This is a genomic window from Pseudomonas sp. Sample_9, assembly GCF_004307535.1.
Classification (GTDB): Bacteria; Pseudomonadota; Gammaproteobacteria; order Pseudomonadales; family Pseudomonadaceae; genus Aquipseudomonas; species Aquipseudomonas mercuritolerans.
Map to the genome: position 1 here is coordinate 5,455 of NZ_RAZO01000456.1, position 16,422 is coordinate 21,876.

The window sequence follows — 16,422 nt, forward strand, 5'->3', positions numbered from 1 at the left end:
CGCCGCCGAGAATCAGTTGGAGCATGGGTTCATCCAAAAATGTGTGGTGAGGCCACCGGCCTCTTCGCGAGCAGGCTCGCTCCCACCGTTGATCGCATATCCCTGTGGGAGCGAGCCTGCTCGCGAAGAGGCCAGCCCGGACAACTCAAATCCCACAGAGCTGACGCAACAGCCCGGTATCAAGATGCTTCTCCACCAGATCCGCCAACCGCTCGATATCACGCTCGCGCAAGCCGTGGTAATCGACTTCCTGCACATCATTCAACCCGGCCCAGCGCAGCAACGCCGCGCTCGCCTCGGGGGATTCGAACAAGCCGTGCAGATAGGTGCCGTACACCTGGCCATCGGCACTCTGCGCACCATCGCAACGACCGTCGTCCAGATGCACCGCCGGACTTTCCAGCGCCGGCCCGGTGGTTACGCCAGCATGAATTTCGTAACCGCTGACTGCGGCGTTTTCCAACGCCAGCCGCCCGCGCACGTTGCGCAATTGCTTGTCGGCTTCGAGCTGCGTATCGAACGCCAGCAGCCCCAACCCCGCGCTGGAGCCGGCAGCGCCTTCGAGCCCAAGCGGATCGTGCACCTGCTCACCGAGCATCTGCAGACCGCCGCAAATTCCCAGCACCTTGCCGCCGTAGCGCAGATGCCGATTGATCGCCGCGTCCCAACCGTTGGCGCGCAGATAAGCCAGATCACTGCGCACGCTTTTCGAGCCCGGCAGGATGATCAGGTCGGCGGCGGGAATCGCCTGCCCCGGGCCGACAAATTGCAGATCCACCTGCGGATGCAGACGCAGCGGGTCGAAGTCGGTGTGATTGCTGATGCGCGGCAGCACCGGCACCACCACTTTCAACACCTGCTCGGCCTTGTCGGTCTGGCGTTGGTCGATGCCGTCCTCGGCTTCAAGGTGCAGATCCATCACGTACGGCAACACGCCGACCACCGGTTTGCCGGTGCGCTGTTCCAGCCAGTCGAGGCCCGGTTGCAGCAAGGCGATATCGCCGCGAAAGCGGTTGATGATGAAGCCTTTGACCCGCGCCTGTTCACTCGGTGAAAGCAATTCCAGGGTACCGACCAAATGCGCAAACACGCCGCCGCGATTGATGTCGGCGATCAGCAAAACCGGGCAATCCACCGCTTCGGCAAAGCCCATGTTGGCAATATCGCCGGCGCGCAGATTGATCTCCGCCGGCGAACCGGCGCCTTCGACCATTACCAGCGGATACGCAGCGCTGAGTCTCTCGTGCGAGGCGAGCACCGCTTGCATCGCGATGGCCTTGTAATCGTGATAGGCGACGGCGTTCATCGTCGTCACCGCGCGGCCATGAATGATCACTTGCGCGCCAGTGTCGCTGTTGGGTTTGAGCAGCACCGGGTTCATGTCGGTGTGCGGCTCGAGACCGGCCGCTTGCGCCTGCACTGCCTGCGCGCGGCCGATCTCGCCGCCGTCAGCGGTGACTGCGCTGTTGAGCGCCATGTTCTGCGGTTTGAACGGCACCACCGCCACGCCCTGGCGAGTGGCCCAGCGGCACAACGCGGTCACCAATGTGCTTTTGCCGGCATCGGACGTGGTGCCTTGCACCATCAGAGTGGTCATGGATTGTCCTTGGCGAAAGCTTGCAAAGCCTGTTCGAGACGCAGCTCTTGCGCGGCATCGGCCGGCAGGCCGAAACGTACACTGCTGTTGTGGCTGAACAGGCGCAGGAGGATGCCGCGCCGGGCGAGGAATTCGTGCAGCGCTTCGGCGTGCTCGGTGATCAGCCACTGAAACAGCGCGCAGCCACCCTGCGGTGCAAAACCGCAACGGGTCAGCAGCGCCGCCAGCCGTTCGCTCGCTTCGTCGCTGCGAATCCGCTGACGGGTATGGCCCTCGGTGTCTTGCAGGCACGCCGTACCGAGCACTCGCGTCGGCCCGCTCACCGCCCACGGCCCGACCTGTTCGGCGAGCAGTTTGAGCAACTTGCGTTCGGCCAGAACGAAACCGAGGCGCACCCCGGCCAGACCGAAAAACTTACCGAACGAACGCAACACCACCAGCCCGACCTGATGCGCATAGGGCGCCAGGCTCAGTTGCGGCGTGTTGTCCATGAACGCTTCGTCGACCACCAGCCAGCCGCCGCGTTGCGCCAGTCGCGCATGCCAGTCGAGCAGGCGTGCCGGGGTCAGGCTGAGTCCGGTCGGATTGTTCGGATTGACCACCACCAGCACATCAAGACTGTCGAGAAAGAATTCGACTTCCTGCTCGAGCACTTCGCGGACAATGTAACCGCTGCGCCGCCACGCTTCGGCATGCTCGGCATAGCACGGCGACAACACGCCGACCTTGCCGGCCCGGCGCAGACGCGGCAGCAACTGGATGGCCATTTGCGAGCCGGCGACCGGTAGCACCTGCGCGGCGCCGTAATAATCGCAGGCGGCCTGTTCCAGTCCGTCATCGGTTTCCGGCAAGCGCGCCCAGGCGCGCAGCGGGATCTCCGGGATCGGAAATGGCCATGGCGCAAGGCCGCTGGACAGGTCAAGCCAGTCGCCCTCGGCAATCCCGTAATCGAGTGCAGCCTTGCGCAGCCGGCCACCGTGCTCAAGCATAAAATTCCGCCCCCAGGCAAAGCATCAGCAGCCACAACCATACGCCGCGCTGGACCAATTGCCAGCCACGGTCGATGGAATCGGCATCGGCCGGCGCACCTTCGCCCAGTTGCGGGCGCTCATGCAGTTCGCCGTGGTAGATCGCCGGGCCACCCAACTCGACGCCCAGCGCACCGGCACCAGCCGCCATCACCGGGCCGGCGTTGGGGCTGTCCCACTGCGGCGCCTGGGTGCGCCAGCATTTGAGCGCGAGGCGGGTTTTGCCCAGTAGCGCGTAGGTCAATGCCACCAGACGCGCAGGAATGTAGTTCAACACGTCGTCGATTTTCGCCGCCGCCCAACCGAAACGCTCGAAGCGTTCGTTGCGATAACCCCACATCGCATCGAGGGTATTGCTCAAGCGATACAGAAGCACGCCCGGCGCGCCGGCGACGACAAACCAGAACAGCGCAGCGAACACCGCATCGCTGCCGTTCTCCAGCACCGACTCAGTCGCGGCGCGGGCAACCGCAGTGCCGTCGAGTTCATCGGTCTGGCGGCTGACCAGATAGCCGACACGCTTGCGCGCCTCGTCCAGATCATCAGCGCGCAATGCCGCCGCGACCGGCGCGACATGTTCGCCGAGGCTGCGCATGCCGAGGGCGCAATACAACGCCAGGATCTCGACAATCCAGCCGACATAGGGCGCCCAGGAAAATGCTGTGGCGAGCAGAGTCAGCGGCAGCACCGCGAGCACCCACGCGGTCACGCCATGGCTGCGCCAGCCACGACCGCCGGCGTTGAAGCGTTGCTCGATGCGCCCGGCAAAATTGCCGAACGCCACCAGCGGATGCCAGCGTTTCGGTTCACCGAGCAGCGCATCCAGCGCTACTGCGGCGACACTCAGCAACGCCACACTCATTGACTCACTCCCCAGTAATTTTCGTACAGCAGCTCGTTGAGCGGCCGCGCCTGCGCCCAGCCTTCAAGTACCAGCATCGGCGCCGGATAGAATTCCCTGACCGGGCCGAGACACAACACCGCCAGCGGCTTGGCACCGGCCGGCAACTTGAGCAAATCCGCCAAGGCTTGCGGTTCGAACAGCGAGACCCAGCCCATGCCCAGGCCTTCAGCGCGGGAGGCCAGCCACAGATTCTGGATCGCGCAGGACAACGAGGCCATGTCCATTTCCGGCAACGTGCGCCGACCGAAAATGTGTTTTTCGCGATCGTCCATCAGCGCCGCGACCAGCACCTCAGCGCAGTCGTTGATGCCTTCGACCTTGAGCTGCATGAACTCATCGCTGCGCTCGCCAAGGGCTTCGGCGGTGCGGATGCGCTCTTCTTCCACCAGATCGCGGATCTGCCCGCGCAGAGCACGATCGCTTATACGGATGAAGCGCCACGGCTGCATCAGGCCGACGCTCGGCGCTTGATGAGCAGCTTCGAGCAGACGGCGCAGCAGCTGCGGTTCGACGCTGCCGCCGGTGAAGTGGCGCATGTCGCGGCGTTCGGCGATGGCTTTGTAGACCGCTGCGCGTTCGGCTTCGGAGAATGTATTGTCGGTCATGGCCCTTTCGCGAGCAGGCTCGCTCCCACAGGGTTCAGGTCATCCATTGTGGGAGCGAGCCCGCTCGCGAAGGCGGCCTCACGATCTGGCGCAAACAATGCCGCAATCGCAGTCGGATTCGATGGGAAATAAAAGTGCACGTACGACGCCGTCATCCGTCCCTCGCGATAAACCGCCTCGGCCCCACGCCCGCCATTGGGACTCAGCCCACGGGCAATCGGCGTCAGCTCGGTGGTGGTCAGGGAATGATGATAGGTATGCCCACGCAACTCCCCTTCCGGCAGCTCAACTGCCTGCAACGCCAGCGCCGCCAGACGCTTCTGCATCACCGCATCGCCCTTGAGCAAACCGACCAGCTCAGCACGAGTACCTTCGACATCAGTCAGCGAATCCAGCAGATAAAGCATGCCGCCACATTCGGCGAGCAACGGCTTGCCCGCCGCGTGGTGCGCGCGGATTGCTGCAAGCATTGAGGCGTTTTGCGCCAGCGCGACGTGATGCAGCTCTGGATAGCCGCCCGGCAGATACAGGCTGTCCGCCTCGGGCAATTGCGTGTCGCGGATCGGCGAGAAAAATTGCAGCTCGGCGCCCATCGCCCGCAGCAGATCGAGACTGGCGCCATAGGTGAAGGCAAAGGCTTCATCGCGGGCAACAGCGATGCGCACACCTTTTAATAGAGGCTCGGCGGCAATGACGTCAGGCGCGGCGAATTCAACGGCCGGTGGCAGCGCGACTTGGCAACTGCTGGCCAGCGCATCGGCGGCCGCGTCGAGACGCAGATCCAGATCATTCAATTCGCTGGCCTGAACCAGGCCGAGGTGGCGGCTCGGCAATTCGATGCCGGTCTCGCGGGACAGCGCGCCGTACCAGCGCAGACCTTCAGTGAGGCTGCCTTCGAGCAATTGCGCATGGCGCAAGGTGCCGACGCGGTTGGCCAGCACGCCAGCGAACGGCAAGTCCGGCTGATACTTCGCCAGGCCCAGCGCCAAGGCGCCAAAAGTCTGCGCCATGGCGGTGCCATCGATCACGCCGAGCACCGGCACACCGAAGTGGCGCGCCAGATCAGCGCTGGATGGCGTGCCGTCGAACAGGCCCATTACCCCCTCGATCAGAATCAGGTCGGCTTCGGCGGCGGCTTCCCACAACAGCCGGCGACTTTCCTGCTCGCCGACCATCCACATGTCCAGTTGATACACCGGCGCACCGCTGGCGCGTTCGAGGATCATCGGGTCGAGAAAATCCGGCCCGCATTTGAACACGCGGACCTTGCGCCCCTGATTGCGATGCAAACGGGCGAGTGCGGCGGTGACGGTGGTCTTGCCCTGACCGGAGGCCGGCGCGGCGATCAATACCGCCGGGCAGTGACGTGGTTGCTTCAAAGTTCGACGCCTTTCTGCGCTTTGATCCCGGCCTGGAAGGCGTGCTTGAGCATGCCCATCTCGGTGACCGTGTCGCCCATCTCGATCATTTCCGGCTTGGCGCCGCGACCGGTGACCACCACGTGTTGCATCGGCGGACGCGCCTGCAAATCGCTGAGCACCTGATCGAGATCGAGGTAGCCGTGCTTGAGGGCGATGTTCAATTCATCGAGCACCACCAGGCCGATCGAAGGGTCGCGCAACAATTCGCGGGAGACTTCCCAAGCGGCGGTCGCCGCGGCGATGTCGCGCTGACGATCCTGGGTTTCCCAGGTGAAGCCTTCGCCCATGACGTGGAAACGCACCTGCTCGGGAAAGCGACGGAAAAACAATTCTTCGCCCGTGCTGTTGCGGCCCTTGATGAACTGCACCACGCCGCACTGCATGCCGTGGCCCATGGCGCGGGCGAGCATGCCGAATGCCGAGCTGCTCTTGCCTTTGCCGTTGCCGGTCAGCACCAGCACCAGGCCACATTCGTCGGGCGAGTTGGCAATGCGTTCGTCGATCACGGCTTTCTTGCGCTGCATGCGCGCCAGATGGCGTTCGTCACGCTCGGGGGAATCAGTCATGGGGGAGCTCTCCGTTGAGGCTGGATAACGGCGGGCAGGCACAAGAATAGACGGCAAAAAGCCTGGCATCGCCCACCGTGATGCCGCTGAGATGGATCAGGCCGGTCTCCGGGCTCATGAGCGGCGTTTCGCCTGACTGCGCGCCTTCCCGCTTCTTTCGAAGCAGTGGCTCAAGGCGCAGTTTTCACTCATTTACCGTTGCGGGGGCAGCGCCGGGATCGTCGTGGCTTCGCTTGCAGACCACACTCACCGGCTTCCCTGTTTCACTCTGTCGACGCGGGGCCACAGAGCACCTGAAACAAGCGGCGAAGGTTAGAGGGTTGGGGGTGGAGCGTCAATTGAAGAGGCGCTTTGCGCGCGAATAACTGCCGTTGATCCATTGTGCAGCGGCAATCTTGTGCCAGACTGTGACAAGTGATATCAAAGAGCCATGCTTTTTTCCAAAAAGCCCACTACAACAATAAGGATGACGACGATGCAAGGCATGATCCTCAGCAACCCGCGCCTGGAATTCCTGCGGCCGGTGCTGGAACGCTGGTTTGACTGTATCGATCGCTACAACACCGTTCGCGGCGACAACGACACGCCATATTGGCACGACGAAAAAGCCAATCTCGGCCTGCTCGCGGCAGCGGCGTGGATGGCGGAAATGGTGACACTGAACGACACTGCCACGCGCAAACAGAACGAAGAAGGCGAGCGCAATGCCCGTGCCGATCTGCTGATCGCCGGCAGCGACGACCGCGCGTTCATCCAGGCCACGCAACGTTGGCCACGGGTCAACAACCTCAACCTGACCCAGGCCCTGCTCGACATCACCCATGATGCCAAGCGCATCAGCTACGCCAGCGATCTCAAGCTCGGCTGCCTGTTCGTTGCTCCGCAAAAAGCCCAGCACAGCGCCAGCCCTGAAGAACTGCAGGACATGGTCGACGACCTGCAAAAGGAACACACCTGCGCAGTCGCCTGGTATTTCCCCTACGCCTATCGCAAATTGCGCAGCGACGCGGGCAACTATCATCCGGGCATCGCCGTGCTGTTCAAGGAAGCCCGCGGTTGAGCAGTTGAACCATCGGGCCTGCGCCCTCCTCTATGTTTAGGAATGCATTCATAGGGAAGATCAGCAATGCGCAAGGCCCAACTCGCTCTTATCATCGCCGTCGCTGGCGGGCTCGCCGCCTGCGGTGAAACCTCCAGCCTGCAAGTCTCCGACGGCACCGGTCCGTCACCGAAACTGCCCGAACCGAACAAGACGCTGATCCCGACAGTGAACATCGCCCCGGCGGTGGGCTGGCCGGAAGGTGCGAAACCGACGGCAGTGGCCGGTACCCAGGTCGCCGCGTTTGCCGAAGGCCTCGATCACCCGCGCTGGCTCTACGTGCTGCCCAACGGCGATGTGCTGGTGGCGGAAACCAACGCGCCGCCCAAGCCTGATGACAGCAAAGGCATTCGCGGCTGGGTGATGAAGAAAGTCATGGGCAAGGCCGGCGCCGGCGTGCCCAGCCCGAACCGCATCACCCTGCTGCGTGACGCCGACCACGATGGCGTCGCGGAAACCCGCACGGTGTTCCTGCAGAACCTCAACTCGCCGTTTGGCATGACGCTGGTTGGCAACGATTTGTACGTAGCCGACACCGACCGCCTGCTGCGCTTCAACTACGAGCCGGGCGCCACCGAGATCAAGACCCAACCGATCAAAGTCGTCGACTTGCCCGGCGGCACGCTGAATCACCACTGGACGAAAAACGTCATCGCCAGCAAGGACGGCAACAAGCTCTACGTCACCGTCGGCTCGAACAGTAACGTTGGCGAAAACGGTCTGGATCAGGAGGAAGGTCGCGCGGCGATCTGGGAAGTCGATCGCGCGACCGGCAATCATCGGATCTTCGCTTCGGGCATCCGCAACCCCAATGGCCTTGCCTGGGAGCCTACCAGCGGCGCATTGTGGACAGCGGTCAACGAGCGTGACGAAATCGGCAGCGATCTGGTGCCGGACTACATCACCTCGGTCAAGGACGGCGGCTTCTATGGCTGGCCGTTCAGCTACTACGGGCAGCACGTCGATGTGCGGGTCAAACCGCAGAATCCAGATCTGGTGGCCAAGGCCATCGCGCCGGATTACGCTGTCGGCCCACACACCGCTTCGCTGGGCCTGACCTTCGCCGAGGGCAACCGCTTGCCGGCGCAATTCAAGGAAGGCGCATTCATTGGCCAGCACGGCTCGTGGAACCGCAAACCGCACAGCGGCTACAAGGTGATTTTCGTGCCGTTTACTGGCGGCAAGCCGACCGGGCAGCCGGTGGATGTGCTGACCGGTTTCCTCGACAAGGACGAGAACGCGCTGGGCCGCCCGGTGGGCGTGGTGATCGATCAGCAAGGTGGCTTGCTGGTGGCGGATGATGTCGGGAACAAGGTGTGGCGCGTGTCGGCCAGCAAATAAGCTGAGCACGACGTAAAAAAATGTGGGAGCGAGCCTGCTCGCGAAAGAGGTTTATCAGTCAAATCATTGTCGACTGACACTCCGCCTTCGCGAGCAGGCTCGCTCCCACAGTTCGTTATGCATTCGAGCTAGGGGTTATGCGCCAGCTGCCCCGGCTGCAACACCCGCTTGGCGCTCAAATACGCCTTCTGCCAATAGGCCTTCGACAGGCTATCGAGCTTGACCGTGCCGCCCGTGGCCGGGGCATGCACGAAGCGCCCCTCACCGACGTAAATCCCCGCATGACTGACCTGCGAGCCGCCATTGGTGGCGAAGAAAATCAGGTCGCCGGTCTGCAAGCCTTCCTTGCCGACATTCGGCGCCTGCATGACGATCATTTCGCGGGTCGAGCGTGGCAGCGAAATTCCCGCCGCGTCGCGGTAGACGAAACCGATCAGACCACTGCAATCGAAACCGGAATCTGGCGTGTTGCCGCCCCAGCGATACGGCGTGCCGACCAGGCCGAGGGCGCGGAACAGCACGTCTTCAGCAACCGGGGAAAAAGCCTGGGAGGGAGCGAACACGATCGGCGCGCGAACCACGGGGGCTGGCGGCGGTGTGCGGCTGGCGCAGGCGCTGAGCAGCGCGGCGCAAAGGATCAAGGTGAGGCGGGCCGACATCGTCATAAGCAGAACATCCTGATCTGGCTGCGGCTTTCTCTGCCGAATGGACAGAAACAAAACCGCCTGCGTCATCACGCAGGCGGTTTGCCATCAATATAGATTCAGGATTCTAGCGGCTACGCGGCAAACTTCAAGTAAGACTTTAACTTCACCTTGTAAAGTTTACGTCTACTCCGTTGCCGTGCCGTTTTGTCGCCGCGAACGCAGCGACATCGGGCTTACTTGCGAGCAGTGACCACGGTCGGCGCCATGGCGAGTGCACGCTTGGCTTCGATGAAAGTCTTGCTCCAGTAGCTGTCACCCAGGCTGTCGATGCGAACACCGCCGCTGCGACGACTGCTGGAGTGAATGAACTGGTTGTCACCCAGGTAGATGCCGGCGTGACTGACACGACCGCGACGACCATTGGTGGCGAAGAACAGCAGATCACCCGGCTCAAGATTGCTGCGCGAAACCAGCGGCGCATCAACGTTGATCATTTCGCGAGTGGAGCGCGGCAGGTTCATGCCCGCCTCTTCACGGAACAGGTAACCGATGAAACCGCTGCAATCGAAACCGGCTTCAGAAGTACCGCCGAAACGGTAACGGGTACCGATCAGGGACATGCCGCGTTCGAGGATGCTGTCAGCCAGAACAGGAAGCTGATAAGGCTTGCTGCCGTTGAACTGGTTGAGTTCTTTTTCGGTGTCCAGCTCTTCCTGGTAAATAACGGAAGACTGGGCAGTAGCAGAATTCTTGACCTGTTGCGGCGGCTCTTGAACCGGAGAATGAGCAGCACAACCGAATAACAGGGTAACGAGTGCGAGAGGCACGAGGGGTGCGAAGCGCTTTAGCATGGGCACGACCGTGGCTGATAGTTGTAAAGAAGCCGAGACTATGCCCGCTATCGTCCTCATTTGCAAATTCAATCGAACTTTATGTGACTTCCCGGTTTCGCGTTTACATCTAAGCGCGTAACTCGATTGGCCGCTGAATCACGCTGTGCAGACGGATTTTCTGGCGCCTGAAAGCTGGCAAAAGCCCACTATCACCAGCCCAGGGTTTCCTTGAGGAACGGAATGGTCAGCTTGCGTTGCGCCTGCAAAGAAGCCTGATCGAGCTGCTCAAGCAGATCGAACAGCGCGCTCATGCTGCGCGTGCCGCGAGTCAGGATGAAGTGCCCGACTTCATCGGTCAGGTGCAGCCCACGACGTGACGCGCGCAATTGCAGCGCACGTAATTTGTCTTCATCGGAGAGCGGGCGCATCTGGAAGATCAGCGCCAGGGTCAGGCGCGATTTCAGGTCAGCCAGCTTCACTGGCAATTCGCGCGGCGAAGTGGACGCGGCGATCAGCAGGCGCCGACCGCTGTCACGCAGGCGGTTGAATAGATGAAACATCGCCTCTTCCCAATCCGCCTTGCCAGCGATTACCTGCAAGTCATCCAGGCAGACCAGTTCGTACTGTTCAAGGTTGTCGAGGATTTCCACGCCGCGGTCCATCAACTCGGCCAGCGGCAGATACACCGCCGGTTCGCCCATCTGCTCGAAGCGCAGGCACGCGGCCTGCAACAGATGCGTGCGCCCGACGCCGTGCTTGCCCCACAGGTAGATCAGGCTCTCCGTCCACCCGGCGTCGGCTTCGCAGAGACGCTCGACATAGCCGAGTGCAGCGGCATTGGCGCCTGGGTAGTAGTTGATGAAGGTGGCGTCGTCACGCAGACGCACACCTAGGGGCAGCTGAATCGGTTTCATGCTGACTGAACAGTTCTCAAAGGAACCGTTAGTGGCCTCTGTGTAAAGTTGGCGAAGTTTATACCCGTGAGGCTGAGCGCACAATGCGACAGACCCCAAGCAAAATCAAAGGTTTGCGTTGACGCAGCGGTTTTGTGACGGATTCTCTGGCGCCCTCGCCTGCACGGCACGGGCCAGCCCGGCCAAGCGCCGGGCTGGCCCTCGCATCACAGCTCGGGTTCGTCGACGCCGCTGTAGATCCCGGAATCCTTATACAAGTCGTGGACATGACGCACCAGCACCATGATCACCGCCGCCACCGGCAACGCCAGCAACACCCCGGTAAAACCGAACAGCTCGCCGCCAGCCAGAATAGCGAAAATCACCGCCACCGGGTGCAGGCCGATACGATCCCCGACCAGTAGTGGCGTCAGCACCATGCCTTCCAGCGCCTGACCGACCATGAACACTGCGACGATCCCGACCATCGGGTACAGATCGCCACCGAACTGGAACAACCCGGCGATCAACGCCGCACCGATGCCGATGACAAACCCCATATACGGCACGATCGCTGCGAGCCCGGCAATCAGGCCGATCAACAGCCCCAACTCCAGACCGACGACCATCAAGCCAGCGGCGTAAATCACACCCAGCGCAACCATCACCAGCAACTGTCCACGCACAAACGCGCCGAGCACTTCGTGGCACTCGCCCGCCAGCGCAACCACGCGCTCTTCGCGATCACGGGGCAGCAGGCTGCGGATCTTGCCCATCATCACGTCCCAGTCGCGCAGCAGGTAGAAGCTCACCACCGGAATCAGCACCAGATTCGCCAACCAGCCGATCAGCGCCAGGCTCGACGCCGTCGCCTGACTCAGCACCACACCGACGATGTCGGTGGTCTGGCCCATGTGCTCGCTGATCGCGGCTTTGACCTTGTCGAATTTCCAGAAACCGTCCGACAAACCAAGCTTCGCTTGCGCCCACGGCACAGCGGTGTGCTGCAACCAGTCGAGCATCTGCGGCGCCAGCTCGTACAGACGCAGCAACTGCTTGGCGAGCATCGGTACCAGCACCAGCATCAACGCCGTGACGATCAAGGTGAACAAGGCAAACACGGCAATCACGCCCCAGGTTCGCGACAGCCCGAGCCGCTCCAGACGATCAACCAGCGGATCGAACAGATAAGCCAGCAACAACGCGACCAGAAACGGCGTGAGGATCGGGTGCAGCAACCATACAAACGCGCAAAGCAGGACTACCCCACCGAGCCAGAACCAACGCCGCGTATCGGCCATTTACCACTCCTGATGCTTCTATATAAGGAAAGACTTACCAGCGAAACCGCAACGACGGTGCCGCAACTGCCGGGGTTGGCGCTGCGACCGCAGGCGTACCATCCGCCGCTGGCTGGGCAGGCGCCACCGGGGCCGGCGCTTCGGCCGGCAGTTCCTGCAACTTCGCCAGCGACAATTGCGCGCGCAATTGATCGACACTGCCATTGACCCGGTAGACGATGCGATCACCCTGCACGCTTTGCAGACGCACGCCGAACGGTTCGAGTAACCGCAGCAGCGCTGCATAGTGCTCCAGATTCATGCCCTGCACTTCCAGCGTCTGCTGACCCGACGCGCCGGGCTTGGCGACAAATCGCGGCGCCAGACGCTCGGCCACCGCCAGCATCACCGCATCGGCAACCGCAGCCTGATCGGCGCCCTGCACACTGCCAGCCTCTTTCTGATCACCGAGCCACAAGCGCCATTTTGCCTGCCACTGCCCGCCCTCTTCGCGCGCGTGCACCGCCAGCAAGGCGTCGGCGCTGTAGCGTTCCGAAGCACTGCGCAAGGGCGCGGGGTCAGCGCTTTCCAGCGCCGGCGCGGTGGCCACCAGTTGCTCGCTGAGATCAGCCAGGGGCAAACGCAGTGGCAAACCGCGATGTTGCGCAGCCGTGCGCAACGCTGAGGCTGCGGTTTGACCGTCACCGACCAGGCTCGCACCTTCGGTCGAGTCGTTCAGCCACCAGCCGAGGATCGACGGCCGACTCGCGCCCCACACCGGCAAGCCGGCCCGGCGCAAGGCCTGCTCGGTGGTTGCCGGATCGAAATCGACTTTCAGCACTTCCGGTGGCCCGGCGTCGAAACCGAACTGGCTGATGATCTGCTGCGGATCCTTGCGAATCGGCGCCAACCCCGGGTTCTGCGCGGCTTTCGGGTCGCCGGTCAGGCGCAGCACCAGGGTATCGAGCGCTGCCTGCGTGGCGCGATCGCGCTCTTCCGGCGCCTGGCCGTTGACTGGCTGACGCACCTGATACAGACCTTTGAGGTTTTCGGCATGGCTCGCCAGGCTGACCAGCGTCAGGCAGCCTACAAATAACAATTTACAAAAACGCATGGAAAATTCCCGTCGACAGGAGCGGCTGGAACACGCCGCGTGAACCGTTTGAGCAAGGCTGTGACCCCCTCCTCTGGCAAAACATTCACACGGTGGCGGTAAGTTTTTGCACAGTCCTAACGATAGACGGTTAATCGCCACACCTTATACAGGCAGTCATACCCTGCGATTGCAAAAAATTTCCGCCGATATGGCCCTGCCCGTCGGTGCGAGGATGGCCGCTGCCCCTCAAGCCTGATAAAATCGCGCGCCTTCGCAGACCGGCAACAGCCGGGCCCCTCGAAACTCGCGTGAGGCGATCGCCCATCGAGTTCGATGTTCCCGCTGAACTCGGTCGTTACCCCCTGAATCCCCTCCCCTAAAGGCCTGGATCATGAGCAAGCAACCCTCCCTGAGCTACAAGGACGCCGGTGTAGACATCGACGCCGGTGAAGCATTGGTCGAACGCATCAAGAGCGTCGCCAAGCGCACTGCGCGCCCGGAAGTCATGGGCGGCCTGGGCGGTTTCGGCGCCCTCTGCGAAATCCCGGCCGGCTACAAGCAGCCAGTGCTGGTCTCCGGCACCGACGGCGTCGGCACCAAGCTGCGTCTGGCGCTGAACCTGAACAAGCACGACAGCATCGGCATCGACCTGGTCGCCATGTGCGTCAACGATCTGGTGGTGTGCGGCGCCGAGCCGCTGTTCTTCCTCGACTACTACGCCACCGGCAAACTGAATGTCGACACCGCTGCCCAAGTGGTTACCGGCATCGGCGCTGGCTGCGAACTGTCGGGTTGCTCGCTGGTCGGCGGCGAAACCGCTGAAATGCCAGGCATGTATGAAGGCGAAGACTACGACCTGGCCGGCTTCTGCGTCGGCGTCGTGGAAAAGGCGGAAATCATCGATGGCTCGAAAGTCGCCACCGGTGACGCGCTGATCGCCCTGCCATCGTCCGGTCCGCACTCCAACGGCTACTCGCTGATCCGCAAGATCATCGAAGTCTCCGGCGCCGACATCGAAAACATTCAGCTCGACGGCAAACCGCTGACCGACCTGCTGATGGCCCCGACCCGCATCTACGTCAAGCCACTGCTCAAACTGATCAAGGACACTGGCGCTGTGAAGGCCATGGCCCACATCACCGGTGGCGGCCTGCTCGACAACATCCCACGCGTATTGCCAAAAGGCGCGCAAGCAGTGGTTGACGTGGCCAGCTGGACTCGCCCGGCCGTGTTCGACTGGCTGCAAGAGAAAGGCAACGTTGATGAAACCGAAATGCACCGCGTGCTCAACTGCGGCGTCGGCATGGTCATCTGCGTGGCACAGGAGCACGTCGAAGTGGCCCTGAACACCCTGCGTGACGCTGGCGAGCAGCCTTGGGTCATCGGTCAGATCGCCGTGGCCGCCGAGGGCGCTGCGCAGGTCGAGCTGAAGAACCTCAAGGCTCACTGATGCCAAAGTCCTGTGATGTCGTGGTGCTGTTGTCCGGCACCGGCAGTAACTTGCAGGCTCTGATCGACAGCACGCGGACCGGCGACAGCCCGGTCCGCATCGCTGCGGTGATTTCCAACCGCGCCGACGCCTACGGCCTGCAACGCGCCCGCGACGCGGGTATCGCCACCCGCTCGCTGGATCACAAGGCATTCGAGGGCCGCGAGGCCTTCGATGCCGCACTGATCGAACTGATCGACCAATTCAACCCCAAGCTCGTGGTACTGGCCGGCTTCATGCGCATTCTCAGCGCTGATTTCGTTCGCCACTATCAGGGTCGCCTGCTCAACATCCACCCGTCGCTGCTGCCCAAATACAAAGGGTTACACACTCATCAGCGCGCGCTGGAGGCCGGCGACACGGAACATGGCTGCTCCGTGCACTTCGTCACCGAGGAACTCGATGGCGGACCACTGGTCGTACAAGCAGTATTACCGGTAGAGTTGCACGACACGCCGCAGAGTCTGGCGCAACGAGTCCACGCTCAGGAACACCTGATCTACCCGATGGCGGTACGCTGGTTTGCCGAAGGCAGGCTGACACTCGGTGACCAGGGTGCTTTACTCGACGGCCAGCTACTCGCCGCCAGCGGCCACTTGATTCGAAACTAGGAGATATTATGCGTCGCGCCCTGCTCTTCGCTTGCGCTCTGCTCGCCCTGCCCTTCGCGCAGGCAGCGGACCTTCAACCGTTCTCCGCCAGCTACACCGCCGACTGGAAGCAGCTGCCCATGAGCGGCACCGCCGAACGCAGCCTGACCAAGGAAGCCGACGGTGTCTGGAAACTCAGTTTCAAGGCGTCGATGATGATCGCCAGCCTGACTGAAGAAAGCACCCTGAAGCTGGACAAGGACACCCTGCTGCCACAGTCCTACCACTTCGAACGCGGTGGTCTGGGCAAAGCGAAAAAAGCGGATCTGGACTTCGACTGGGCCAACAAACTGGTGACCGGCACCGACCGTGGCGACGCAGTGAAGATCCCGTTGAACCGTGGCATGGTCGACAAGTCGACCTACCAGCTGGCGCTGCAACATGACGTCGCCGCCGGCAAGAAAAGCATGAGCTATCAGGTGGTCGATGATGGCGAAGTCGATACCTATGACTTCCGCGTGCTCGGTTCGGAAAAGGTCGACACCAAGGCCGGCCAGATCGACGCGATCAAGGTCGAACGCGTGCGCGACCCGACACAAAGCAAGCGCATCACCGTGCTGTGGTTCGCCAAGGACTGGGATTACCTGCTGGTGCGTCTGCAACAGGTCGAGACTGACGGCAAGGAGTACAACATCATGCTCCAGGACGGTACGGTCAACGGCAAGACTGTCAAAGGCAGCTGATCGACCGCAACAACAAAGAGCCCCGCGAATGCGGGGCTTTTGTTTATCTGTTGATACTGCGCGGCGGCCCTACCCCTCACCCCAGCCCTCTCCCGAGGGAGAGGGAGCCGACCGAGGTGTCTGCCGCTAACAATCGTCCTGAGAAACCGAGTCGAATATGGATTCCAAAGCATCGCACGATTAGTCCCCTCTCCCTCCGGGAGAGGGTTAGGGTGAGGGGCTTTTGAAGGTCAAACTCACACCGAAAACCGCGCCACCATCCCGTTCAGATCCACCGCCAACTTCGACAA

16 protein-coding genes and 1 riboswitch are annotated in these 16,422 nt (G+C 62.2%); of the genes, 5 read left to right on the forward strand and 11 right to left on the reverse strand.

The window, feature by feature from the left end:
- Positions 1-145: 145 nt before the first annotated feature.
- From D6877_RS25925 to cobO, 6 genes are read right to left on the reverse strand one after another with little or no spacing between them, the layout of a single operon-like run.
- Entirely contained in the window at positions 146-1,597 is a 1,452-nt protein-coding gene (locus tag D6877_RS25925) for a cobyric acid synthase (RefSeq protein WP_130912552.1), read from the reverse strand.
- Positions 1,594-2,586, reverse strand: a complete 993-nt coding sequence (gene cobD / locus D6877_RS25930) for a threonine-phosphate decarboxylase CobD (RefSeq protein WP_130912553.1) — start codon at positions 2,584-2,586, stop codon at positions 1,594-1,596. The genes D6877_RS25925 and cobD overlap by 4 nt, the downstream gene beginning before the upstream one ends.
- Positions 2,579-3,487, reverse strand: coding sequence for an adenosylcobinamide-phosphate synthase CbiB (cbiB, locus tag D6877_RS25935; protein ID WP_130912554.1), 909 nt, complete (start codon positions 3,485-3,487; stop codon positions 2,579-2,581). The genes cobD and cbiB overlap by 8 nt, the downstream gene beginning before the upstream one ends.
- Positions 3,484-4,134 (reverse strand): 5,6-dimethylbenzimidazole synthase, encoded by a 651-nt coding sequence (bluB, locus tag D6877_RS25940; protein ID WP_130912555.1) that lies wholly within the window; start codon positions 4,132-4,134, stop codon positions 3,484-3,486. The genes cbiB and bluB overlap by 4 nt, the downstream gene beginning before the upstream one ends.
- Positions 4,131-5,513 (reverse strand): cobyrinate a,c-diamide synthase, encoded by a 1,383-nt coding sequence (locus D6877_RS25945; RefSeq protein ID WP_130912556.1) that lies wholly within the window; start codon positions 5,511-5,513, stop codon positions 4,131-4,133. Before D6877_RS25945 ends, bluB begins: the two co-directional genes overlap by 4 nt.
- Positions 5,510-6,121, reverse strand: coding sequence for a cob(I)yrinic acid a,c-diamide adenosyltransferase (gene cobO, locus D6877_RS25950; RefSeq protein WP_016773703.1), 612 nt, complete (start codon positions 6,119-6,121; stop codon positions 5,510-5,512). Before cobO ends, D6877_RS25945 begins: the two co-directional genes overlap by 4 nt.
- 81 nt (positions 6,122-6,202) lie before the next feature.
- Positions 6,203-6,433: riboswitch (cobalamin riboswitch) on the reverse strand.
- 163 nt (positions 6,434-6,596) lie between these two features.
- On the opposite strand from cobO, the gene D6877_RS25955 reads away from it, so the two are divergent.
- The gene (locus tag D6877_RS25955) at positions 6,597-7,181 is read left to right on the forward strand and encodes a hypothetical protein (RefSeq protein ID WP_130912557.1); all 585 of its coding nucleotides are present in this window, start codon (positions 6,597-6,599) and stop codon (positions 7,179-7,181) included.
- 66 nt (positions 7,182-7,247) lie between these two features.
- The gene (locus D6877_RS25960; protein WP_130912558.1) at positions 7,248-8,561 is read left to right on the forward strand and encodes a sorbosone dehydrogenase family protein; all 1,314 of its coding nucleotides are present in this window, start codon (positions 7,248-7,250) and stop codon (positions 8,559-8,561) included.
- Between the two features lie 128 nt (positions 8,562-8,689).
- Here D6877_RS25960 and D6877_RS25965 read toward each other — a convergent pair whose 3' ends face one another.
- The 5 genes from D6877_RS25965 to D6877_RS25985 all read right to left on the reverse strand — a co-directional run bounded on the left by D6877_RS25965 (position 8,690) and on the right by D6877_RS25985 (position 13,328).
- The gene (locus tag D6877_RS25965; RefSeq protein ID WP_041479547.1) at positions 8,690-9,226 is read right to left on the reverse strand and encodes a C40 family peptidase; all 537 of its coding nucleotides are present in this window, start codon (positions 9,224-9,226) and stop codon (positions 8,690-8,692) included.
- A gap of 215 nt (positions 9,227-9,441) precedes the next feature.
- Positions 9,442-10,059, reverse strand: a complete 618-nt coding sequence (locus tag D6877_RS25970) for an NlpC/P60 family protein (RefSeq protein ID WP_016773699.1) — start codon at positions 10,057-10,059, stop codon at positions 9,442-9,444.
- A 191-nt stretch (positions 10,060-10,250) separates the two neighbouring features.
- The gene (hda, locus tag D6877_RS25975; RefSeq protein ID WP_007919828.1) at positions 10,251-10,955 is read right to left on the reverse strand and encodes a DnaA regulatory inactivator Hda; all 705 of its coding nucleotides are present in this window, start codon (positions 10,953-10,955) and stop codon (positions 10,251-10,253) included.
- Between the two features lie 206 nt (positions 10,956-11,161).
- Positions 11,162-12,235 carry an AI-2E family transporter gene (locus D6877_RS25980; RefSeq protein ID WP_130912559.1) on the reverse strand — a complete coding sequence of 358 codons (1,074 nt, stop codon included), beginning with the start codon at positions 12,233-12,235 and terminating at the stop codon, positions 11,162-11,164.
- A 34-nt stretch (positions 12,236-12,269) separates the two neighbouring features.
- A complete protein-coding gene (locus D6877_RS25985; RefSeq protein WP_130912560.1) occupies positions 12,270-13,328 on the reverse strand; it encodes a DUF2066 domain-containing protein in 1,059 nt (352 codons plus the stop codon).
- A gap of 373 nt (positions 13,329-13,701) precedes the next feature.
- Between D6877_RS25985 and purM the strand changes: the two genes are divergently transcribed.
- From purM to D6877_RS26000, 3 genes are read left to right on the forward strand one after another with little or no spacing between them, the layout of a single operon-like run.
- Positions 13,702-14,760 carry a phosphoribosylformylglycinamidine cyclo-ligase gene (gene purM, locus D6877_RS25990; RefSeq protein ID WP_024012163.1) on the forward strand — a complete coding sequence of 353 codons (1,059 nt, stop codon included), beginning with the start codon at positions 13,702-13,704 and terminating at the stop codon, positions 14,758-14,760.
- Entirely contained in the window at positions 14,760-15,410 is a 651-nt protein-coding gene (purN, locus tag D6877_RS25995) for a phosphoribosylglycinamide formyltransferase (RefSeq protein ID WP_130912561.1), read from the forward strand. Before purM ends, purN begins: the two co-directional genes overlap by 1 nt.
- Positions 15,411-15,418: 8 nt before the next feature.
- Complete coding sequence (locus tag D6877_RS26000) at positions 15,419-16,132, forward strand: DUF3108 domain-containing protein (protein WP_056783915.1); 714 nt, start codon at positions 15,419-15,421, stop codon at positions 16,130-16,132.
- Positions 16,133-16,422: the final 290 nt, after the last annotated feature.

Coding starts and splice junctions, on each gene's coding strand:
- D6877_RS25925 (WP_130912552.1), bottom strand. CDS start 1,597: ATGACCACTCTGATGGTGCAAGGCACCACGTCCGATGCCGGCAAAAGC.
- cobD (WP_130912553.1), bottom strand. CDS start 2,586: ATGCTTGAGCACGGTGGCCGGCTGCGCAAGGCTGCACTCGATTACGGG.
- cbiB (WP_130912554.1), bottom strand. CDS start 3,487: ATGAGTGTGGCGTTGCTGAGTGTCGCCGCAGTAGCGCTGGATGCGCTG.
- bluB (WP_130912555.1), bottom strand. CDS start 4,134: ATGACCGACAATACATTCTCCGAAGCCGAACGCGCAGCGGTCTACAAA.
- cobO (WP_016773703.1), bottom strand. CDS start 6,121: ATGACTGATTCCCCCGAGCGTGACGAACGCCATCTGGCGCGCATGCAG.
- D6877_RS25955 (WP_130912557.1), top strand. CDS start 6,597: ATGCAAGGCATGATCCTCAGCAACCCGCGCCTGGAATTCCTGCGGCCG.
- D6877_RS25960 (WP_130912558.1), top strand. CDS start 7,248: ATGCGCAAGGCCCAACTCGCTCTTATCATCGCCGTCGCTGGCGGGCTC.
- D6877_RS25965 (WP_041479547.1), bottom strand. CDS start 9,226: ATGACGATGTCGGCCCGCCTCACCTTGATCCTTTGCGCCGCGCTGCTC.
- D6877_RS25970 (WP_016773699.1), bottom strand. CDS start 10,059: ATGCTAAAGCGCTTCGCACCCCTCGTGCCTCTCGCACTCGTTACCCTG.
- hda (WP_007919828.1), bottom strand. CDS start 10,955: ATGAAACCGATTCAGCTGCCCCTAGGTGTGCGTCTGCGTGACGACGCC.
- D6877_RS25980 (WP_130912559.1), bottom strand. CDS start 12,235: ATGGCCGATACGCGGCGTTGGTTCTGGCTCGGTGGGGTAGTCCTGCTT.
- D6877_RS25985 (WP_130912560.1), bottom strand. CDS start 13,328: ATGCGTTTTTGTAAATTGTTATTTGTAGGCTGCCTGACGCTGGTCAGC.
- purM (WP_024012163.1), top strand. CDS start 13,702: ATGAGCAAGCAACCCTCCCTGAGCTACAAGGACGCCGGTGTAGACATC.
- purN (WP_130912561.1), top strand. CDS start 14,760: ATGCCAAAGTCCTGTGATGTCGTGGTGCTGTTGTCCGGCACCGGCAGT.
- D6877_RS26000 (WP_056783915.1), top strand. CDS start 15,419: ATGCGTCGCGCCCTGCTCTTCGCTTGCGCTCTGCTCGCCCTGCCCTTC.